This is a genomic window from Actinosynnema pretiosum (assembly GCF_002354875.1).
GTDB lineage: Bacteria > Actinomycetota > Actinomycetes > Mycobacteriales > Pseudonocardiaceae > Actinosynnema > Actinosynnema auranticum.
In genome coordinates this window covers 4,963,401-4,983,971 of the sequence record NZ_CP023445.1, presented here as the reverse complement: position 1 = coordinate 4,983,971, position 20,571 = coordinate 4,963,401, and the positions used below count along the sequence as shown (strand labels likewise).

The window sequence follows — 20,571 nt, the reverse complement described above, 5'->3', positions numbered from 1 at the left end:
CGCCGGGGGAACGGGATGAGCGGGCTCGACGAGGACGACCCGAGGGGAGTCGCCTTCGTGCAGCACCTCGACCCCCTCGACGAGGGCGGTCCGGTGTTCGACGCCGCCGCGCTGACCGCCGTCGAGGTCCGCGACGTGCTGTGGCTCGCCGCGGTCGTGGCCGGTCCCGACCACGAGCCGACCTCGCCCGGCGATCCGGGCCCGGCGCAGGACGAGGACCCGGTGGGCGACCCGCCCGTGCGGCACGACCGGGAGGAGGACCCCGGAGGGGACGGCGGGTCGAGCCGGGCCGAGGAGCAGGCGCCGAGCGGCGGCCCACCTCCGGGGAGCGGCTCGGGGCCCTCGCCACCCGGAGGCCGCACCGGGCGGAGGTGGGGCGTCGGCGGCCCCGAGACCGCGCTCCTGCTGGACGCGGCGGCCCCCTCCCCGGACGCCCCGCTGTCCGCGGGCGGTTGGCCCACCGTCCAGGGCCTGCCCGACCGGCGGCGCATCAGCCGGGTGCTCCGCCGCCTCGACCGCGACGCCCGCTCCGCCGACCACGACGTGCTCGACGAGGAGGCCACCGCCGTCCGGGCCGCCGAGGCCGGCCTGTGGGCGCCCCGCTGGCTGTCCGAGCCGCGCCGCCACTTCGAGGTCCTGCTCGTGGTGGACACCTCGCTCGCCACCGGCCTGTGGACCGAGCTGGTCCGCGAGTTCCGCGCGCTGCTGGAGCGGCAGGGCGCCTTCCGGGACGTGCGCGTCTACTGGTTCGACAGCGAGGACACCGACCACCGCAGCCGCTCCCTGCGCAGCGAGGGCGGCGCACCGCACGGCTGGTGGCACCTGGTCGGCGGGGCCACCCCGAGGATCGTGCTCGTGCTCACCGAGGCCACCGGCAAGGCGTGGCGCACGGGCGCCGCGGCGCACCTGCTCAACCGGTGGGGCGGGAGGCTCCCGGTCGCGGTGGTCAACGTGCTCCCGCAGCGCATGTGGCCGTGGGGCGGGCTGGCGGCGCGGCGGATGCGGTTGTCCGCCCCGCACGCGGGCGCGGCCAACCGGTGGCTGAGGGACGCGGGCGAGCAGCCCTCCGGGGACGGGGTCCTCGTGCCCGTGCTCGGGCTGGCCGCGCCGTGGTTCTCCGGCTGGGCCCGGCTGCTGACCGCCCGAGGGCACCAGGAACCGGTGGAGACCACCGCGGTGCTCGTCCACCCCCAGACCGACGAGCAGCCCTGCGCCCGTGACGGGCGCCAGGACGTCGAGCGGGACGAGCCCACCCCGGCGCAGCGGGTGCGCAGGTTCCGCACCTACGCCTCGGCCGACGGCTTCCAGCTGGCCGGGCTGCTCGCCGCCACCCCGCTGAGCCCCGCCCTGATGAAGCTCGTCCAACGGGTCATGCTCCCCGGTTCGGACATGTCCGCGATGGCCGAGGTCGCCCTCGGCGGCCTGCTGACCCGTCGCGCGCGCGCCGACCAGGGGCGCGACACCATCGCCTACGACTTCGCCGAGGGCGTGCGGCCCGAGCTGCTCGCCACCTGCCGCCGCTCCGACACCGCCCGCGTCGCCCGCGTGCTCGCGGAGCGCGCGGGCGGGCGCTTCCCCGCGCTGCTCACCCTCGGCAGGGCGATCGACGCCCCCGACACCGCCGAGCTGCCCCCGGTCACGGAGGAGACCCTGCCCTACGTCCGGGTGCAGGCCGCCGTCCTCACCGCGCTCAGCGGGCGCTACGCCAAGCACGCGACCAGGCTGACCAGGTCCCTCGTGGAGCAGGGGTTCCACACCGCCGAAGCGATCCCACCACCGCACCCCGCCGAGGATGCGCCACCCCCACTGGAGCCGACCGTGAGCACAGCCCACCACCCGCAGGAGCGGGGCGCAGGAGTCGCGACCGCCTCCCCCGACCACGTGCGCGCGGACGACGCCCGCACCGGTTGGGAACCGGGGGCGCCGTCCACGCGCGACAGCGGCCAGCCCCAGGTGTGGGGGCAGGTCCCCCTGGCTCCCCCCAACTTCGTCGGACGCGCCTACCTGCTGGAGAAGCTGCGCGCCCGGCTCACCGAGAGCGGCCCCACCGCCGTGCTCCCCGAGGCGCTGCACGGCATGGGCGGCGTCGGCAAGTCCTACACGGTGATCGAGTACATCCACCGGCACGCCGGGGAGTACGACCTGGTCTGGTGGATCTCCGCCGAGCACGTCGCCCAGATCAACTCCGCCTTCGTGGAGCTGGCCAAGCGGCTGGGCGTCCCCAGGGCGGAGACGGCGGACGCGGCCGTGCCCGCCGTGCGCGAGGCGCTGCGCAGGGGCGAGCCGTTCAAGCGCTGGATGCTGGTGTTCGACAACGCCGACCGGCCGCAGGACGTCAAGCCGTTCTTCCCCTCCTCCGGCGGCCACATCATCATCACCTCCCGCAACTCCGAGTGGGCGATGGCCGCGCGCGCCGTCGAGGTCGACCTGTTCACCCGCGCGGAGAGCGTCGAGCTGCTCAAGCGCCGGGGCGGCGCGCTGGCGGACGACGAGGCCGACGCGCTCGCCGAGGCGCTGGGCGACCTGCCCCTCGCGGTCGACCAGGCCGCGGCGTGGCGGGCGCAGACCGGGATGCAGGTCTCCGAGTACCTGGAACTGCTGCGGCAGAACCGGACCGAGCTGCTGGAGGCGGGCACCTCCAGCGAGGACCAGCTGCCGGTGGCCGCCGCGTGGAACGTGCCCCTGAAACGGCTGAGCGAGTCCCACCCCGCCGCGCTGCAGCTGCTCCAGCTGTGCGCCTTCTTCGGCCCGGAGCCGATCTCGCAGCGGTTGTTCCGGGGCGTCCACGAGATACCGGTGCCCCCGGCCCTCAGCGAGGCGCTGCGCGACTCCATCAAGTTCAGCAGGGCGGTGCGCGAGATCAGCCGCTACAGCCTCGCCAAGCTGGACCACCGCAACAACACCCTCCAGCTGCACCGGTTGGTGCAGACCGTGCTCAAGGACCGCCTGGACGAGGCCGACCGCGAGCAGTTCCGCCAGGCGGTGCACGAGCTGCTCGCCAAGGGCGACCCGATCGACCCCGACATCGTCGAGAACTGGCCCCGCTACGCGGAACTGCTGCCGCACGCGCTCATGTCGCAGGCGGTGGGGAGCCGCTCCCGGCTGGTGCGGGTGTTCGTGCTGAACCTCGTGCAGTACCTGATCAACAGCGGAGACTGGACCGGCGCCCGCGACCTCGCGAGCCGGGCCGTCGCGGTGTGGGACGCCGACCTCGGCCCGAGCGACGACGAGCAGGGCCTGCACGCGCTGGAGATGTCGAGGCGCCTCGCCGTCGCGATCCGCAGGCTCGGCGCCGCGGACGAGGCGGTGGAGCTGAACAAGCAGACCCTGGAGCGCTTCCGCGCCACGATCGGCGAGGACCACGAGCTGTTCCTGCGGATGCTCGACACCGTCGCCGCCGACCGGCGCTCGCAGGGCCGCTACACCGAGGAGCGCGAGCTCCAGCAGCAGGTGTGCGACCGGGCCGTGGCGCTGCTGGGCGAGGACGACCCGGAAACCCTGGTCTACGTGCACAACCTGGCCAGCTGCCACCGGCTCATGGGCGACTACGGGCGCGCCCGCGCGCTCGACGAGGACAACCTGCGCCGCCGCATCACCACGCTCGGCCCCAAGCACATCCTGACCTTCGGGTCCCGCAACGCCGTGTCCATGGACCTGCGCGAGTGCGGCTACTTCGTGCAGGCGGCGGAGATCCAGCAGAAGACCCTCGGCTACATGAACGAGCTGTTCGGCCCCGACCACCCGGCGACCATCGGCGCCAACCGCAACCTCTCGGTGGCGCTGCGCAAGGCCGGGCGTCACGCGCGCGCCAAGGAGTTGGCCGAGGAGTGCCTGGAGCGCTACCGGCGCAAGCTCGGCGACGACCACCTGGACACGATGACCGCGCTGATGAACACGTCCACCGACCTGCGCCACCTCGGCGAGCTGGAGGCCTCCGAGGAGGCCGCGCTGCGCTCCTACCGGGTGTTCCGCGACCTGGTCAGCGGCCCCGAACACCCCTACACGCTGATCGCGGCGCTGAACCTGGGGGTGACCTACCGGCTGCTCGGCAAGCTGGACGAGGCGCTGGAGACCAACCGCGGCACTCGCGACGCGCTCCTGCGGGTCTTCGGCGCCGACCACCCGACGACGCTGGTGGCCGTGACCAACCTGGCGAGCGACCTCGCCGAGTCGGGCGAGGTCGAGCTCGCGCGGGAGCACGACACCGACACCCTGGCCCGCTCGACCAGGGTGCTCGGCCCCGAGCACCCGTCCACGCTGGCCGTGGCGCTGAACCTGGCCATCGACCTGGCGGCGCTGGGGGAGGAGTCGCAGGCCGCGGTGCTGCACGGCAAGACGGTCGCCTCCTTCCGCCGGGTGCTGGGGGACGACCACCCGGCGACGTCCTCGGCGGCGCAGTACGTCCGGGCCAACTGCGACACGGACACGATGCAGTTCTGACGATGCAGTTCTGACGGCCCGGTTCCGGTGGTGCGCGGCTCCGGCGGCGGGATTCCAGAGGGCAGGGTTCCAGAGGGCGGGGCTCCGGGGGCGGTGGGCGCTGCCGCCGCCGGTGCTCAGCGCTCCCGCCGGTCGAACCAGCGCGCCAGCTCGACCGGGCCGGGAACCCCGCCCGGCCGTCCCCCGAGCGCGCGGCGCACCGCCGCGACCACCTCGGGGCGCTCCCGCAGCGCGGGGGAGTCGAGCGCCGCCCCGAGCCCGCCCCACGCCTCGACGTCCCCGTCCGCCCGCTCGATCCGCCGCGCGTACCCCGCGACCGCGGTCCCGACGTCCCCCAGGCACAGCGCGGAATCCGGGTCGCCCGGCGTGCCCGCCGCGATCCGCGCGAAGCCGTCCGGGTCGACCTCGCGCAGCTTCAGCAGCACCGGCAGCCGCGCGGTCGCGGGCGCCGCGGCGGGGACCACCCGGCCGCGGACCGCGCCGGGCGGAGCCGGAGCGCCCGCGCGCCACGCGTCGGCCAGCGCGACCACCGCGTCCCCTGCGGGGCGGACGTGCCGCAGCCGCCACCGGACCCCGTGCGCGGCCCCCGTCAGCCGCACCGCCTCGCTCGTCCGCTCGCCGACGTCGACGGGACCGCACACCGCCAGCCGCGCGGACGCCGAGGCCACCAGCAGGCGCCCCGGTCCGGTCAGCGAGGCCGCGCCGCGCACCCGCGCCACGGCCCGCCCCACCTGGTCCGCGCGCAGCGCCAGGCTGTAGTCGGCGAGCCCGCGGAGCGACGGCGGCACGAGGTCGCGCTCGACCCGCCAGAACTCGACCACGGCGGTGAACGCGTAGATCCCGTGCAGCATCCCCAGCAGCGGCCTCGGGTCCTCGCGCCACGGCGCGCAGTACCCCATCCCGTCCGGCCGCTCCAGCTCGACCAGTGGCAGCAGCGCGTTCACCTTCGAGTGCTGCGCCTCGTGCACCAGCGCCTCGGCCAGTTCGAGCGCGGACCCCTTCGGTGACATGGCCACGCACCCGAACGCGTCCGCTGACGACGCGGCGAACACCGGTCTCGACCGCTCCAGCGGCACGATGCTCGACAGCACCGAGGACAGCTCCTCCGCCGCGCCGGGGTGGCGCCGGGCCAGCAGCTCCCACGCCTCGTCCAGGTGCTTGGCCCACTCCAGGCGGTGGGCCGGGTCCAGCGGCCGGGCGGGCACCGGGGCGCCGAACTCGCGGTAGGGGTCGCTGTCGTCCAGCACCACCTCGACCACCAAACCCCCGCCCACCAACCGGTGCCGCCTCACCGGCTCCACGACGAGCGGTTCCCGCCCGCCCGCGACGGTCACCGACGCCCCGCCCGCGTCCAGCGCGAACCGGGCGTGCCCCACCGGGAGCGCCGTGCGCACCGGGAAGGTCCCGACGGTCGGCAGCGTGACGGCGCCGTGCAGCACGGGCACCGGCAGCGCGCAGGGCAGCCCCGTGCGCACGGCGGCCGAGGCGGCCAGGGCGTGGAACCCGCCCACCTGGGACCACAGCGGCGTGGGGTCGTCCCGCGCGCCGAGCACCTGCCGCAGCGCCCTGCCCAACCACACCCCGACGGTCGGGTGCATCAGCACGTCCGCGACCACGTCGGCCGACCGCCGCTCGGCGTCCGCCAGCACGGCCCACGCGGCCCCGACGTCGGTGAACGGGCCCAGCCCGTCCGGCAGCGCCGCGACCGCGTCGGCGAAGGCCAGCAGCTTCAACCTCCGGGTGCTGTGCTCGGCCTCGCGCAGCAGGGCGACCTCCCGCCGGGTCGCCGCGCCCGAGCAGATCCGCTCGAAGGCCCGCAGCGGCAGCCGGTGCCGCGACGGTCCCACCCCGCGCGGACCGCCGCCAGCGGTCAACGCTGCTCTTGGACGCGGTCGTCGCCCTCGCGCAGGGCCTGCTCGCAGATCCGCCGCAGCGCCTCGACGATCTCGGGCGTGCGCAGGCTCCTCAGCGTCGACAGGGGGAGCGCGGAGACGTCGGGCAACCTGGACGGCAGAGCGTCCCGTTCCACCACTGCGACCACCTCCTCGTGAGCGGTCCTGGTGCGACCATCATGCCCGACCCCGACCGGGGTCCGAATCGGCCAGGTGGGCTGGTGCGCCCCGCGCGCGGGGGCGGAGCACCCGGCCGCGACGTGCTGCTCCCGCCTGGACGGCCCATCGGGGGCACGGTGTTCCGCCGATCGTCCGCCGGGGGTCCGCGCGCGGTTCCCCGCACCACGGGTTTCCCGCGCAGACCGCAATTCTGCGTATTCGGCGACCGCGTCGGTGGCCGATCATCCGGACAGGTGCCTGTCCGGCCGCTCCCGGCGGGGCGGCGGGCGGGAACGTCGATCGGGGTGGTGTCCTTGCTGTCGCCGAGTCTCCCGCTGCACCACGGCATCGTCATGCTCGACGTCGAGGGCTACGGCTCCGGCGAGCGCACCGACGAGCACCGCGCCTCCGTCCACAACGGACTGAACCGCGCGGTCAGGAGCGCCTTCTCCGCGACGGGCGCGGACTGGACGGCGTGCACCTACCAGGACGGCGGGGACGGCGGTCTGCTTCTGGTGCCCGCCTCGGTCCCCAAGCTCCTGCTGCTGGGCCCCATGCTGGCCTCCCTGGCCGCGGAGATCACCAGGCACAACGCGGTGTCCTCGCCCGAGGCGGCCATCCGGCTCCGGTGCTGCCTGCACGCGGGCGAGGTGCGCTCCGTGGAGCACGGGATCGTCGGAGGCGGGGTGGTGCACGCCAGCAGGCTCCTCGCGTCCGAACCGCTGCGCGCGGCCCGGCGCGGCTCCGACTCCCCGGTCGTGCTGATCGTCTCCGACCTGTTCTACCAGGACGTGGTGCGGCACGACCCGGCCGAGGAACCCGACCGGTACCGGCGCGTCGACGTGGCGGTGAAGGAGCTGCGCGCCCCGGCGTGGATCAGGGACGGCGTCCTGGCCGCCCCGACCGGCGGGAGCGGGACCGGGCCGTCGCCCGCCGCGCCGGTCGTCCGGTTCACCGAGGTGGTCGACGCGCTGCTGGCCGTGCCCAGCGTGCACGACGAGGCGAGCAGGCGGTTCCTGCTGGACGTGCTGTCCGCCCGGATCAGGGACGCGGTCCCGCACCACCCGCGCACCCGGTTCCACGTGCACGCCCTCGTGCGCACCTGCGCGGGCTACGAGGGAGGGCTGGCCGAGCTGCTGTCGGCGGTGCGCGAGCTGGAAGGCGACTCCGAGGCGGTTCGCCGCGCCGAGGTGGTGGTGAGGTCTTGGACGGACGCGCAGGGGCGCGCGGGGAGCTAGCCCGGCGCGCGGACCACACCCCACCGCCCACAGGGGAAGGGGAGCGGGATGGCCGCTGTCGGTGACTCGTGGAAGCTGTACCGGGGCAGCGCGGGGCGGGCGGAGGGACCGCCCGAGCAGTGGCCGCCGCCACCCCCGTGGCGCCGCTTCACGGGAACGGGCACGGCCCCGAGGCCCGCGGACGACGGGGGCGAGGCCGACCGCAGGGTGGGGGCCGCTCCCGCCGCGGGGCGCACCCCGCACCGGGGCGAGGTGGAGATGGTCAACGCGGCCATCCACCTGCGGCGCCCACTGCTGGTCACCGGCCCGCCCGGCACCGGGAAGTCCTCGCTGGCCCACCTCGTCGCCCGCGAGCTGGGGCTCGGCCCGGTCCTGCGCTGGCCGGTCACCAGCCGCACGCGCCTGGGCCACGGCCTGTACGCCTACGACGCGATCGGCCGCCTCCAGGCGGTGCGGGCGCGCCCCGCGGAGGAGGCGGACCCGGTGGACATCGGCGGCTACGTCCACCTCGGGCCGCTGGGCACCGCGCTGCTGCCGCACGACGTGCCCAGGGTGCTGTTGATCGACGAGCTGGACAAGGCCGACATCGACCTGCCCAACGACCTGCTCGACGTCTTCGAGGAAGGCGCTTACCAGATCCCGGAGCTGGTCCGGATCGCGAAGCTCGCCCCGCTGGTCCACGTGCTCAGCGCCGACCACCAGCTCGTCCCGGTCGAGGGGGGCGGCGTCCGCTGCCGCGAGTTCCCGCTGGTGGTCATCACCAGCAACGGCGAGCGCGAGTTCCCCGCCGCGTTCCTGCGCCGCTGCCTGCGCCTGCGCATCGAGCACCCCGGTCCCGAGCAGCTCGGCCAGATGGTCGCGGCGCACTTCGGCCCGGACGCGGAGGTCGACGTGGCACGCCTGGTCGGCAGGTTCCTCGACCGCAGCAGGGAGGTCGGCGGCCTGGCGTCGGACCAGCTCCTCAACGCCGTCCACCTGGCCACCCGGCTGGTCACCTCGGGCGACCTGGAACCGGACGGGACGTGGGAGGAGCTGCTCAGGGCGATCTGGCACTCGCTGTCGGACGAGGCGGGGTGAGGCGGGTTCCGGGGCCACCCCCTACCCCACCGAGTCCAGCAACCAGTGGTGCCGCAACCGCAGCGCCCGCTCCGTGCTCGCCGCCGCCGTCACCAGCCCGAGCGCGGTGTTCCCCCACCACGGCAGCGCCACCGGCGAGGTGAACACCCCGAACCGCTCCGCGACCGGCGGCACCCGCGTCAGCGCCTCCAGCAGTTGCGGCACCACCAGCAGCACCGGCACGACCAGCAGCGCCACCACGCCGACCCCGATCCACCGGCTGGCCACCGGGTGCTCGCGCCCGAACCGGGCCCGCCGCCCCTCGCCCGAGTCCGGGTCGGGCACGAGCTGCCGCTCCCCGCCCCCGTCCGGCAGGTAGTGGCACCGCTTCAGCCCGAACGCCGACGCCTGCACCTCGACCACCCCGCCGGGCACCGGGAACACCGCGGGCACCGGGGACTCGGCGTGGTGCACGCCGTTCCGGTACAGGTGCGCGACCGGCCGCCCGTCCTCGGTGGTGAGCTGCTTCCAGTGCAGCACCTCCACCGTCCACACCGCGCCGTCCCCGAGCTCCAGGGACAGCAGCGACCGGGACAGGGTCTGCCACCGGCGGAAGGGCTCGAGCGCCCGCCCGTGCCCCGGCCTGACCCGCTTCAGCGCGCTCCGCCGCCGCATCTCCGCGAACACCTTCGGCCTCCCCTCGTGGATTCCGTCCGCCACCCAGTGGAAACCCTGCCGTCGGGGCACGGTCAACCCCTTGACCCTGCCCCCGGGGCACGGTGTCCACTGGAGCGGTGACGGAGGGCAAGCGGATGACGTGGAGCACCCGGCAGCTCGCGGAACTGGCCGGGACCACGGTGAAGGCCGTGCGCCACTACCACTCGACCGGGCTGCTCGACCTGCCCGAGCGGGCGGCCAACGGCTACAAGCAGTACAAGATCCCCCACCTGGTCCGGCTGCTCCAGATCAAGCGCCTGAGCGACCTCGGCGTCCCGCTGGCGCACATCGCGGTGGTGGGGAAGGCGGACGAGGAGTCCGAGGAGGCGATCCGCGCGCTGGACGCGGAGCTGGCGGCGTCCGTCGAGCGGATCAACCGCGTCCGGGCCGAGCTGGCGCTGGCGCTGCGCCACCGCGCGCCCGCGCACGTCCCGCCCGCGCTGGCCCCGTTCTCCCACCAGCTGACCGAGCCGAAGCGCTCCCTGCTCACCGTCCTGGCCGCGCTGTTCGACCAGGAGGCGACCGACGGCTTCGGCGCGCTGGACAAGACCCCGGACCCGGCGGAGGTCGACTTCGACGCCCTGCCCCGCGACGCGGACGAGGCGGCGGTCGAGGAGATCGCCAGGCGGCTCGTCCCGGTGGCCCGCAGGACCCAGGAGGACCACCCGTGGACCAAGAACCCCACGGCGGGCTCACCGCTGGACCCCGAGCTGGCGCAGAGCGCGATCGCCGAGGTGGTCCTGGGGATGTACCACCCGGCGCAGCTGGCCGCGCTGCGGCGGTTGCGCGAGCTGATGGTGGAGCAGGGCCTGGCGCAGGACGGGCCGGGAACCCCGCCGGACGGCGGGAAGCCCCGCGAGGCCGACCGGTGAGACCGGCGTCGCGGGGCGTGGTCCCTGCGCTCAGGTCGGCAGCAGGCCCCGCTCGCCCAGCAGCGCCCGCGCGTGCTCGATCGCCTCGGGCGTGCTGTCGAACACCGGCGCCCCCACCGCGTCCAGCGCCCGCCGGTGCTCCTCCCGCACCCCGGACACCAGCACGGTCACCCCGCGCCCCTCCAGCCTGCGCACCGCGTCCCGCAGCACCGCGACGCCGGTCGTGTCGACGCCGGACAGGTGCGACATCCGCAGCACCACCACCGCCATCGGCGACACCTCGCTCAGCTCCAGCAGGAACCGGTGCGCGGCGTGGAACAGCAGCGGGCCGTCCAGCCGGTAGGCCACGATGTGCTGCGCCAGCAGCGCCCGCTCCTCCTCGCCGTGGTCGCCGGGCTCCAGCGGCACCTCGCTGAGCCGGGCGCTGCGGGACACCGCGCGCAGCGCGAACACCCCGGCCAGCAGCAGGCCCACGATCACCGCCGTGACCAGGTCCAGCGCCAGCGTCGCCACCGCCGTCAGGGCGAGCACCACGGCGTCCGGGCGGCTGGCCCGCGCCATCGCCCGCACCGCCCCGACCTCCACCATGCGCACCGCCGTGGCCAGCAGCACGCCCGCGAGCACCGCGAGCGGCACCTGCGACACCAGCGGGGCCGCCACGAACACGATCAGCAGCAGCACCGCGGCGTGGGTCAGCGCGGCCAGCCGGGACGTCGCCCCGGAGCGCACGTTCACCGCCGTGCGGGCGATCGCGGCCGTCGCGGGCACCCCGCCGAACATCGGCGCCACCAGGTTCGCCACGCCCTGCCCGAACAGCTCGCGGTCCGGGTCGTGCCGCTGGTTCACGCTCATCCCGTCGGCCACCGCCGCCGACAGCAGGCTCTCCAGCGCGGCCAGCGCCGCGACCGCCACCGCCGACGGCAGCAGCGCCCACAGCGCGCCGGGGTCGAGGAAGCCCAGCGAGGGCGCGGGCAGCGTCGGCGGCAGCGCGCCGATCCGCGCCACGTCCAGCCCGGCCCAGTTCGCCACGAGCGTGGCGAGCACCAGCGCGGGCAGCGAGAACGGCACCGCCTGCCGCCAGCGCGCGCCCAGCAGCACCACCGCCGCGACCCCGAGCGCCAGTGCGACGGCCGCCCAGTCCGGCGCGGCGGCGAACTCCAGCACGGCCGCGCCCGCCGCCAGCGCCACGTTCTCCACGTCCGGCGCCGGGACGCCCAGCGCGGCGGGCACCTGCTGCAGGGCGATCACCGCCGCGATGCCGATCGTGAACCCCTCCACGACCGGCGCGGGCACGAACTTCATGTACCGGCCCGCGCGCAGCGCCGCGAGCGCCACCAGCAGCACGCCCGCCATCAACCCCACGGCCAGCACCCCGTCGGCCCCGTGCGCGGCCACGATCGGCACCAGCACGACGGTCATGGCCCCGGTCGGCCCGGAGACCTGGAGGCTGGAGCCCCCGAACACGGCGGCCAGCGCCCCGGCGACCACCGCGGTCACCAGCCCGGCCGTCGCCCCGAGCCCGGACGCCACGCCGAAGCCCAGCGCGAGCGGCAGCGCCACCACGGCCACCGTCACCCCGGCGAGCAGGTCCCGCCGGGTCGCGCCCGCCCAATCTGCCTTGGCGGGCAAGAACGTCGTCACTCTTCTCCCTCTTCCCTGAGCAGTGCCAGCAGTTCGTCCTTGTTGGTGATCAGCCCGGCGAGCACCCGGCGCGCGGCGCGCAGCAGCTCGGCGACGTCGGGGCTGGTGAGCTCGTAGACGACGGTCGTGCCGTCCCGGTTGGCGGCCACGATCCCGGACCGGCGCAGCACGGCGAGCTGCGCGGACAGGCTGGACGCCTCGCCGCCGACGTCGGCCAGGAGGTCGCGGACGGGGAGGGGGCCGTCCTGGAGCAGTTCGAGGACCCGGATGCGAACCGGGTGGCCGAGCATCCGGAAGAACTCGGCCTTGGCCTGGTGCAGGGGCATGGTCACGGGGGAGCTCCGGGTGGTTCAAGAGTTGTGGATTTCTTCAACTATACAAGGTTGCAGTTAGTGAAGTGTGTGGGTTCGCAGGTCACGGGGGGTGCTCGAAGGTGGTCGCCGTGCGTGCGGCTCGGTGCGGGACGATCGGGCGCACCGGAGAGCGGGGGAGAGGCGTGGTGGACGGGCGGAGCGCGGCCGTGGGCATCGAGGTCAGGGCGGGCGAGGTGGTCGTCTCGGTGCGGCGGTGCGGAGAGGAGCGCGTGCTCGACGGCATCGGCGGCCCCGGCGTGAGCCACGGGGACAAGGCGTGGATCGAGGTGGTCGACAACCTGCTCGGTGACCTGGGCTCGGGTGTGGCCGACGTGCGCTCGATCGGGCTGCGCGTCGAGCGGGCGGCCGACCCGCTCCGGGGCCGCGCGCGGGAGGAGGCGCTGGCGGAGCACCTCCCCGCGTGCCGGTCGTGCGCGGCGACGCGGACGGGTTCGCCGCCTGCGGCGAGCACGTGCACGGCGCGGGCGGAGAGCGCGGGTGCTGCTGTCCGCCCAGGTCTCGACCGGGTTCGGCGCGGGACTGGTCGTCGGCGGGACCCTCTTCCGCTCCGGGGCCGTCGAAGCGCCGGGGAGCGGGGCGCTCAGCCGCCCACGGCTGCTCGACCGGGTGCGGGAGCGCTACCGGGGGCTGCGGGTGGACCTGCCCGCGAGACCCGCGGAGGTGGTCTGGCGGGCGAAGGAGCACTACCTGGCGTGCGTCCAGGTGCTCCACGAGGTCGGTCGCTCGGCGCGGAGCTGGCGCGCGTGCGCGGAGGTCGACCCCGACGTGATCGTGCTGGGCGGCGACCTCGCCGCCGCGCGCGGCGCGCTGGCGTTCGCCGCCCCCCGAACCGGAAGAGCGCCCACCGGACCGCGGTCCGGTGGGCGCTCGGGTCGTGCTCGGGCCGTGCTCAGCTCACGTCCGGCTCGTCACCGGGGCACCGACCCCCGGCAGTACAGCGCGTCCGGTCCCTTGTCCGAGAAGATCCGCCCCGTCCAGGCGATCCCCGCCACGTGCTCGTTCTCCGCGCACTGCCCCTTGTACCTGCTCGACGCGAACTCCCCGCCCGGATTCCCCGCGGGCCTGCTGTCGCCGCGGTCGAACCACACCGTCCGCCCCGCCCCGCCCAGCGCCGCCCCCGACCTGGCGCACAGGGCCGCCGAGAAAGCGCCGCCGCGCACCGAGTAGCCGGCGACGTAGTGGTCCGCCGGGCACTGCACCTTCGTGTACCCGCTCGCCCAGTCCTGCGTCACGTTCTCCTCCCCGCGCACCACCGCGAACCCGCCCGGCGCGCCGGAAACCCCGGTGCACAGCGCCCGCGCGCCCGCCTCCGCCAGCCCGATCAGCCGCTGCCCGTCCGCGCACGCCCCCTTGCGCGCCCCCGAGTCCCAGTCGCCCAACCCGCGCGCCGCCCGCGACGCCGCCAGGTCCGCGTGCTCCAGGCTCAGCATCGACCACCGCGCCCCCACCGGCACCACCCCGGTCCGCCCGGACGCCCCGACCAACCTGCGCCACGCCGCGCCGCGCCAGTCCGCGTCCACCGACGTCCGCCGCCCGTCCCGGTCCAGGTTCAGCAGTGACCAGTTGTTCCCCGACTCGCCGTTGCCCACCACCGGCCAGTACGCGAAGTCCGCGTCCGCCTCCACCAGCAGGTCCGCGAACCGCTCGAACCAGTCCCGCGTGTTCGCCGCGCTGTCCCGGCCCACCCCGAACTCGCTGATCCACACCGGCGCGGTGAAGTGCTGCCCGGTCTCGGCCGACACGTACAGCGCCTGCCGCCGCACCACGTCCTCCAGCTCCTGCGGCGACAGGTCCTGGTACCTCGGGTCGGTCGTCTCGCCGATCCCGGTGGCCCCCGAGTGGTTCGGCCCGGTGTAGCCGTAGAAGTGCGCCGAGTACACCAGCTTGTTCGACTCCACCAGCGCGTGCGACAGCGTCCGCACCGGCTCCAGCGTCGGCCTGCCGTGCGGGAACCCGTCGACCGGCAGCCCGGTCCAGTTGATCCCCTCCACGACCACCAGCAGGTCCGGGTTGGCCTCGGTCAGGATGCGGTTCGCCACCTGCTGGCTCGCGCGGTGCCAGTCGTGGTCGTCGCCCCAGCCCCAGTTCGGGTCGTCGGTGATGTTCCGCCTGACCTCGTTGTACAGGTCCGCGCCCACCACCCGCTTGTTCGACGCGTACCGCCGCGCCATGAACAGCCAGTCCTCCTGCCACTGCGCCTCGGTGCGCGCGGTGTTCCACCGCTCGTTCCCGTCGACGCCGCAGCACCACCGGGAGGTCCCCGTGTGGTTGTTCAGGATCACCGCGAACCCGCGCGCGGTCAGCCGCTCCACCACCCGGTCGTACACGCCGAGCGGGGTCAGGCCGCGCAGCTCCGGGTTCGCGGGCAGGTCGGGCACGGGGGCGGTGTCGCGCACCATCTCGTTGGAGAACGGCAGGCGCACGCTGTTGAGCCCCAGCTCGGCGAAGCCGTCGATGACGCTCTCCAGCGGCGCCCGGTCGAGGCCGAGCGGCGTCTGGTGGGCGATCTCCCCGGCGTGGTGGTTCGCCGGGTCGGACTTGGAGCCGGAGCCCGTCCACGTGCCGCTGGCGCCGTGCCAGTTGCCGGACTTGAGCTTGAACCGGTTGCCGTCCGCGTCCACGACGTACCGGCCCCGCGTGCTCAGCGGGGCCTTCCAGTCGGTGAGCGCGGCGGCGGTCGGCGGGGGGTCGGCGGGGGCCGCGGCGGCGGGCAGGGCGCCCGTGAAGGTCGACGCGGCCAGCAGGATGACGAGTGCGATAGGTCCAGACCTCACGGTCGGACCGTAGCGCCGCGTGATCGGTCGTGGACAGGGCGCGGCCGGGATTGGTCCGGACAAGAACCGGCCTTCACCTCCCGGACGGCTGAGGTCCACCTCACACCCCACTACCGGAACGTGCCGGTCGGGGGACGAGGTTGGGCCACGAGTGGAGGTCAACGCCGACGTGAGCGACTGACAGGTGCTTTTTGGTAGCGGGATTGGTCCGTTAGGGGTTCAACCCTCCCCTGCTGAGAAGGGCTCAGGCATACTCCCTTCGGGTGATCGAGGTCCCCCGATCGCGTCGTCGCGATGCGAGTTCGACGCAGCTTGGGGAACGTCGGCCCCAGTGCACCGCACACCGGGCGCACCGCCCAACCGGCTCCAGCGAACCAACCGAGAAAAGGGACGCCCAGTGGCCCTCCACGAGCAGACCGCGGACACCGCTGTCTACGAAGCCGCCCTCCAGCGCCGGGGGGTCGACCCCACCAGGATGCACGAGCTGAAGGCGATCGCCCTGTCCACGCCGGAGGGCGCCCAGCGGCTCAAGACCGCGCTCAGCGTCCAGGCCGCGGGCGCCGAGGTGCTGGTGGCGCGGAGCCGCAAGATGCTCTTCGACCTGAGCGTGCCGGTGCAGGTGGGCGTCTCGATCTGCAACACCACCGACAGCGTGATCACCTGCCGCATCGGCGGGCGCGCGGTCGTGGAGACCACCACGAGCTTCCACATCCCCAGCTGGGGCGAGAAGACCTTCTACGACGTCCTGGCCTCCGCCACCGCCGCCGCGTACGGGCAGGCGTGGCGCAAGGAGGAGGTGTTCGAGGACTACGTGGACGTGCCCGTCGAGCCGGGCCGCGCGTGCTGGCTGGAGCGCGAGACGGTCATGCGCACCAGCATCGGCGCGGACTTCATCGTGGCCACCCCGCCGCTGCGCCCGTTCCGCCTGGTCGGCGACTACACCGGTCCCGGCACGGCGGGCGGGCACACCGACCGGGTGACCGTGCGCACCCGCGTGCTCGACCAGGCCATGCAGGCCGCCATCCGCGAGGCTGCCGCCGTGGGCACCCCCGGCGTGCGCGGCCTGCCGGACGGCACCGTCGAGCTGTTCGAGGGCCTGGCGACCCTGCTGGACGGCGAGCCGCCGACGACCCTGGGCGTGCTGGACAACCGGCGCTGACCACCGCGCCCCCGTTCGGTCGGGGAGAGCGGGGCGTGGGGTCCGGGAAGACGGCCCTGGACGAGCCGGAGGCCGGGCGCGGCGGGGGAGGACCCCCGTCGCGCCCGGCCTCCGGCGTGCCTGCTGGAGCCGTGCCTGCTAGGGCCGTGCCTGCCGGAGCCGGGTCACTGGGGTTGGCGCGAGGCGTAGGTCTGGTCGTCCACGTTCGACCCGTACACCGCCGCGTTCTTCGGCACCTGCACCACCACGTTCTCCGCGATCGTGGTCGCCGCCGCGGTGGGGACCTTCTTCGGCATGGACTTGGCCAGCGCCGCGCTGACCTTGTCCAGCACCTTCAGGAACTGGTCCACCAGCTTGGACAGCTTCCGGATGGTCGAGACGATCCGGTCCACCCACTCGCGGATCTTGTTGGCCCACTTCACCACGAGCCGGATGCCGTCCGCGACGATCGCGGGCGTGGCCAGCCCGATCGTGATCGCCGCCGCCGCGGCCGCCCGGATCAGCCACTGCACCAGCTCGCTCATCCCCATCGCGATCAGGTCCCGCACCGTCGTGCGCACCACCGCGACCGCCGCCGCCGCGCCGGTCAGCGCCGCCCCGACCCCGCTCGCCGCGAGCGACGCGCCCTGGATGGCGTCCGCCTGGAGCATCGCCACCGGCCGGTAGGCGCTCACCGCCGGACCGGTCCACGGCTCGGTGTCGGCCGCCACGACCCGCCGCATCTCCTCCGCCGCCTTGGCCAGGTGGTCGGAGACGTTGCCCCAGGTGCCCGCGTTCTGGTTGACCACGCCGGGGTTGCCCGCCAGCGCGTCGAGCATCTCCTTGAGCGGGGAGGTGTGCTCGATGAACCAGGCGAACGCGGAGGACAGCAGCGCGCCGAACGGGTCCGCGACGAACCCGAGCGCGTCGATCCCTGCCGCGCCCGCGTTGATCCCGGCCTCCAGCCAGTCGCCGCGCTGCACGGCGAGCACCGCGTCGGCGGCCGGTTCCAGGACCGCCGCGCCGGTGATGCCGTCGAAGCCGTCGTCCGACGCGGGCGCGGCGACGAGCGGGTTGTCGTTCATCGGATCCCGTCCAGTGCCTTCTCGATGGTCTCCACGCCCTTGATCACCGCGGCCTCGACCGCGTCGTAGGTGTCCGCCATGCCCGCGATGCCCTCCGCGGTGGCGTTCACGACGGTGCGCGCGGTGCTGATCGCCGTGTGCCCCATGGCCTCGACCGCGCCCATCAGCGGCAGCAGCAGCGGGCTGCACAGGATGCCGTAGGCGGTGGTGCCGCTGATGGTGGCCTGCGTCGCCGCGTCCTTGGCCACGTCGATCCGGTCGACCACGCCCTCCAACCTGCCCGCGTGCTCCCGCATCTCGCCGGTGTGCACGCCGAACCCGTCACCCACCGCAGATCACCAGCCCTTCCGGTCGCTCGCCCAGTCGCGGTTGCCGAAGTCCTCGTCGTCGTCCGGCCGCGCGGCGCGGCGGGGGGCCGCGCCGGGCGCCGGGCCCGCGCCCTGCGGGGGCGCGGGCGGGGGGAACGCCCCCGGAGCCGGGGGTGGCGGGGGAGGCGGCGGCGGACCGGGGTGGGGCGGCGGCTGCTGGCCCGCGGGCGGCTCGGGCGGGGGTTCGGGGAACTTCTCCTTCAGCCCGCCCACGATCGCCTCGGTGGCGTCGGAGTCGCCGCCCAGGATCGGGGTGACCGCTTCCTGCATCCTGGCGGCGAGCTGCGACTGCGCCGCGCGCATGGTGGACAGGATCTCCGCCGACAGCTCGGGCGCCCGCTTGCGCAGCGCCGCGTCGCCCAGGTCGAGCGCGATCACGTTGCCGCCGCTGTCGACGGTCACGGTCACCGCGCCGTCGGGGGAGCGCCTGGTCACGCTCAGCTCGCGCGCCACCCGCGTGAGCTGGTCAGCCTGCCTGAGGCTGTTCTGGATCTGCTGGTCCCAACCGCGCATCAGCGCGTCCGGGTCACCTGTGACCGGGTTCAAGCGCCAACCCCACCCTTCGTGTCGTCCTTCTTGCCGATCCGCGCCGCCGCGCCGAGGAGGACGAGCGTGACCAGCGCACCCGCGCCGAGCGCGCCGACGATCGACCCGAACCCGAGCAGCAGGCTCGGCTCGAAGTCGGCCCGGTAGACCCGCTCCACGTCGTCGCCGCCCTTCGGCCTGGTCTCCAGGCGCCGCACCACCGCGAGTTCCCGGCCCTGGTCCGCAGGGGTGAACTGCCCCTCGGGGGTCGGTTCGACCCGCGACGTGGTCCCGTCCTCCCAGGTGGCCTCCGCGACGCAGAACCACCCCGTCCTGAAGCCGATCCCGCCCGCCTCCCGGCAGTCGCTGATCGTGGCCGTTCCCCGGCCCGCGACCTCCGCCAGCGCGGCCTGCGGCTGCCACCTGGCCATCCCGTCCAGGCCCAGCGCGCCCAGCGCCGCCCACACCACCAGTCCCGTCAGCGCCGCGATGGCCAGTGCGAGCTTGCGCCACACGTCCTCGGCCCCCTCGTCCCTCTTGCCGGTGTTCGACGCGGAGTGTCGCCCATCCGGTTCCGCCATTCGTCCGTTTTGCGCACACGAGTCCACGAAGGGGTGAGGAGCGGTGGGACGCGTCGCCCAGCGTGTGAAGATCACCTGAAGATCGGCGCGGAAGGCGTGCGCCCGGCGCGGGCGCGTGCTCGTCGGGCCGGGGGAGGGGCGGGGTCAGCCCGCCGCGAGCGCGACCGCTCCGGCGTGCGCGGGTTGCTCGGCCTCGGCCAGCAGCAGCGCGGCCAGCGTCGCGCGCCGCACCGGGCGCGGCAGGCGGCGGGCGCCGAGGGGGAGCAGGCGGGCGCCTTCGGGGATGGCCGTGTCCGGCGCGGTTGTGTTCAGGGCGGTCACGCCCAGGATGACGGCGTCCGAGGCGACCGTGCCAGGAGCGACCGTGCCAGGAGCGACCGTGCCCAGGGCGACCGCGCCCAGGGTGGTCCGGTCGACAGCGGGGCCGGTCAGCGGGCCCGCGTGGACGACCGTGCCGCCCGCCGCCAGGACCAGCGCGTCGGCCGCCACCTTGTCGGCCACCTCCTCCGCGCCCAGCGCCAGGCGCAGCAGCGCCGAGGTCGCGGCGGTCGCGGACGGGCCGGTGCCGTGCGCGCCCAGCCACACCAGGCGCGGCGGGGCCGCCGCCACCAGGGACGCCGCGCCCGCCGCCAGCACGCCGGGGCCGGACCTCGGCGGGTTGCCCAGCGCCGACACGACCGCGTCGCTCCCGGCCAGCGCCTCGGCGACCGCGTCCCGGTCCCGCACGTCCACCGCCGCCACCCGCAGCGACCCATGCCCCGGCAGCCCGCGCGGGTCGCGGCTGAGGGCGGTCACCGAGTGGCCGCGCCGCAGGGCGTGCGCCACCACGTGCCCGCCGACGCCCCCGGTCGCGCCCAGCACGACCAGCCGCAGGCCGTTCACAGCGCGCCCAGCACGGCCGCGGCCTGCGCGTGCACGCCCGGCGCGGCGGCCAGGAAGTCGCCGCTCGCGGCGGTCCACGGCGCGCCCCGCAGGTCGCTCACCACCCCGCCCGCCTCGGCCACCAGCAGCGCCCCCGGCAGCAGCCCCGACCGGACCGCGCCGTGCTGCCAGAACACGTCCGAGCGCCCGTCGGCCACGTGCAGCAGCCGCAGCGTCGGCGGCACGCTCACCCCGAGCACCCCGGACGCGGCCATCATCGCGGTCGCCGACCGGCCGATCAGCCGCCACGTCCCCTCGGTCTCCCCGGGGCTGGCCTGCCCGGTGCCGACGAGCGCGCCGCGCAGCTCCGCCTTCACCGACGCGCGCAGCCGCTCCCCGTTCCGCAGCGCCCCGCCGCCCGCCGTCGCGGTGTAGGTCAGGTCGGCCAGGGGCAGGTGCACGGCGGTGAGCACCGGCAGGTCGTCCTCCACGAGGGTCGCGGTGACGCCCCACTCGGGCAGGCCGTGCACGTAGTTGATCGCACCCTCCACCGGGTCCACCACCCACCACCGGCCCGGCGGCAGCCCGCCCTCCGCGAGCTCGTCCTCCACCCACCCGGCGTCGGGCGCGGCGGCTTCCAGCGCCGGGCGCAGCTCGGCGAGCGAGACCTCGTCGGCGGCGGCGATCGCGGCCTCCACGGCGGCCCGGTCGACCAGGTCGTGGCTCGTGCGGTACCCCCGGACCAGTGCGGTGCCCGCGGCGCGGACGGCGTCGGCGGTGGCGGTGGCAGTAGCGGTGAGCGTGCTCATCTTGTTGTCCTCCAACGGTTTCCCGGCGGCTCGCCGGTGCT

At 75.2% G+C, this 20,571-nt stretch carries 17 protein-coding genes; 5 read left to right on the top strand and 12 right to left on the bottom strand.

The genetic code is table 11. The features are described from left to right. Positions 1-15: 15 nt before the first annotated feature. The gene (gene fxsT, locus CNX65_RS21190; protein WP_096495323.1) at positions 16-4,440 is read left to right on the top strand and encodes an FxSxx-COOH system tetratricopeptide repeat protein; all 4,425 of its coding nucleotides are present in this window, start codon (positions 16-18) and stop codon (positions 4,438-4,440) included. A 116-nt stretch (positions 4,441-4,556) separates the two neighbouring features. On the opposite strand, the gene CNX65_RS21185 is transcribed toward fxsT, so the two are convergent. Both CNX65_RS21185 and CNX65_RS35545 read right to left on the bottom strand, forming a co-directional pair. Continuing rightward, complete coding sequence (locus CNX65_RS21185) at positions 4,557-6,314, bottom strand: HEXXH motif domain-containing protein (protein WP_157767767.1); 1,758 nt, start codon at positions 6,312-6,314, stop codon at positions 4,557-4,559. After that, entirely contained in the window at positions 6,311-6,469 is a 159-nt protein-coding gene (locus CNX65_RS35545; RefSeq protein ID WP_157767766.1) for a hypothetical protein, read from the bottom strand. The genes CNX65_RS21185 and CNX65_RS35545 overlap by 4 nt, the downstream gene beginning before the upstream one ends. A 336-nt stretch (positions 6,470-6,805) precedes the next feature. On the opposite strand from CNX65_RS35545, the gene CNX65_RS21180 reads away from it, so the two are divergent. Together CNX65_RS21180 and CNX65_RS21175 are read left to right on the top strand one after the other, a co-directional pair. Then, on the top strand, positions 6,806-7,729 hold the full coding sequence (locus CNX65_RS21180; protein ID WP_157767765.1) for an effector-associated domain 2-containing protein: 924 nt from the start codon (positions 6,806-6,808) through the stop codon (positions 7,727-7,729). A gap of 48 nt (positions 7,730-7,777) precedes the next feature. Continuing rightward, entirely contained in the window at positions 7,778-8,806 is a 1,029-nt protein-coding gene (locus CNX65_RS21175) for an AAA family ATPase (RefSeq protein ID WP_096495320.1), read from the top strand. 21 nt (positions 8,807-8,827) lie between these two features. Here CNX65_RS21175 and CNX65_RS21170 read toward each other — a convergent pair whose 3' ends face one another. Then, on the bottom strand, positions 8,828-9,505 hold the full coding sequence (locus CNX65_RS21170; RefSeq protein ID WP_232519937.1) for a hypothetical protein: 678 nt from the start codon (positions 9,503-9,505) through the stop codon (positions 8,828-8,830). A gap of 74 nt (positions 9,506-9,579) precedes the next feature. Here CNX65_RS21170 and CNX65_RS21165 point away from each other — a divergent pair, with 74 nt between their 5' ends. Continuing rightward, positions 9,580-10,374 carry a MerR family transcriptional regulator gene (locus CNX65_RS21165; RefSeq protein WP_232519936.1) on the top strand — a complete coding sequence of 265 codons (795 nt, stop codon included), beginning with the start codon at positions 9,580-9,582 and terminating at the stop codon, positions 10,372-10,374. Positions 10,375-10,404: 30 nt separating this feature from the next. Here the strand turns inward: CNX65_RS21165 and CNX65_RS21160 are convergent, their stop codons facing one another. From CNX65_RS21160 to CNX65_RS21145, 3 genes are all read right to left on the bottom strand, one after another. After that, on the bottom strand, positions 10,405-12,015 hold the full coding sequence (locus tag CNX65_RS21160; RefSeq protein ID WP_096495318.1) for a SulP family inorganic anion transporter: 1,611 nt from the start codon (positions 12,013-12,015) through the stop codon (positions 10,405-10,407). Next, positions 12,012-12,347: an ArsR/SmtB family transcription factor gene (locus CNX65_RS21155; RefSeq protein ID WP_015802969.1), complete on the bottom strand. Its 336-nt coding sequence runs from the start codon at positions 12,345-12,347 to the stop codon at positions 12,012-12,014. The genes CNX65_RS21160 and CNX65_RS21155 overlap by 4 nt, the downstream gene beginning before the upstream one ends. A gap of 950 nt (positions 12,348-13,297) precedes the next feature. Then, complete coding sequence (locus CNX65_RS21145) at positions 13,298-15,163, bottom strand: glycoside hydrolase family 5 protein (protein ID WP_096495316.1); 1,866 nt, start codon at positions 15,161-15,163, stop codon at positions 13,298-13,300. 397 nt (positions 15,164-15,560) lie between these two features. Here CNX65_RS21145 and CNX65_RS21140 point away from each other — a divergent pair, with 397 nt between their 5' ends. Further along, entirely contained in the window at positions 15,561-16,322 is a 762-nt protein-coding gene (locus tag CNX65_RS21140) for a hypothetical protein (RefSeq protein ID WP_096495315.1), read from the top strand. A 164-nt stretch (positions 16,323-16,486) separates the two neighbouring features. Here CNX65_RS21140 and CNX65_RS21135 read toward each other — a convergent pair whose 3' ends face one another. The 6 genes from CNX65_RS21135 to CNX65_RS21110 form a co-directional block, all read right to left on the bottom strand. Further along, entirely contained in the window at positions 16,487-17,386 is a 900-nt protein-coding gene (locus tag CNX65_RS21135; protein WP_096495314.1) for a hypothetical protein, read from the bottom strand. Continuing rightward, on the bottom strand, positions 17,383-17,715 hold the full coding sequence (locus tag CNX65_RS21130; RefSeq protein WP_096495313.1) for a type VII secretion target: 333 nt from the start codon (positions 17,713-17,715) through the stop codon (positions 17,383-17,385). The genes CNX65_RS21135 and CNX65_RS21130 overlap by 4 nt, the downstream gene beginning before the upstream one ends. A gap of 6 nt (positions 17,716-17,721) precedes the next feature. Then, positions 17,722-18,300, bottom strand: coding sequence for a YbaB/EbfC family nucleoid-associated protein (locus CNX65_RS21125; RefSeq protein ID WP_096495312.1), 579 nt, complete (start codon positions 18,298-18,300; stop codon positions 17,722-17,724). After that, positions 18,297-18,860, bottom strand: coding sequence for a DUF6346 domain-containing protein (locus CNX65_RS21120; protein ID WP_096495311.1), 564 nt, complete (start codon positions 18,858-18,860; stop codon positions 18,297-18,299). The genes CNX65_RS21125 and CNX65_RS21120 overlap by 4 nt, the downstream gene beginning before the upstream one ends. A 144-nt stretch (positions 18,861-19,004) precedes the next feature. Then, positions 19,005-19,742 (bottom strand): NAD(P)-dependent oxidoreductase, encoded by a 738-nt coding sequence (locus tag CNX65_RS21115; protein WP_157767764.1) that lies wholly within the window; start codon positions 19,740-19,742, stop codon positions 19,005-19,007. After that, positions 19,739-20,530 carry an inositol monophosphatase family protein gene (locus CNX65_RS21110; RefSeq protein ID WP_096497907.1) on the bottom strand — a complete coding sequence of 264 codons (792 nt, stop codon included), beginning with the start codon at positions 20,528-20,530 and terminating at the stop codon, positions 19,739-19,741. The genes CNX65_RS21115 and CNX65_RS21110 overlap by 4 nt, the downstream gene beginning before the upstream one ends. Between the last annotated feature and the right edge of the window lie 41 nt (positions 20,531-20,571).

What these genes read in the sequence shown, in the direction of transcription:
- fxsT (WP_096495323.1), top strand. Translation starts at nt 16, where the DNA reads ATGAGCGGGCTCGACGAGGACGACCCGAGGGGAGTCGCCTTCGTGCAG.
- CNX65_RS21135 (WP_096495314.1), bottom strand. Translation starts at nt 17,386, where the DNA reads ATGAACGACAACCCGCTCGTCGCCGCGCCCGCGTCGGACGACGGCTTC.
- CNX65_RS21110 (WP_096497907.1), bottom strand. Translation starts at nt 20,530, where the DNA reads ATGAGCACGCTCACCGCTACTGCCACCGCCACCGCCGACGCCGTCCGC.
- CNX65_RS21175 (WP_096495320.1), top strand. Translation starts at nt 7,778, where the DNA reads ATGGCCGCTGTCGGTGACTCGTGGAAGCTGTACCGGGGCAGCGCGGGG.
- CNX65_RS21120 (WP_096495311.1), bottom strand. Translation starts at nt 18,860, where the DNA reads ATGGCGGAACCGGATGGGCGACACTCCGCGTCGAACACCGGCAAGAGG.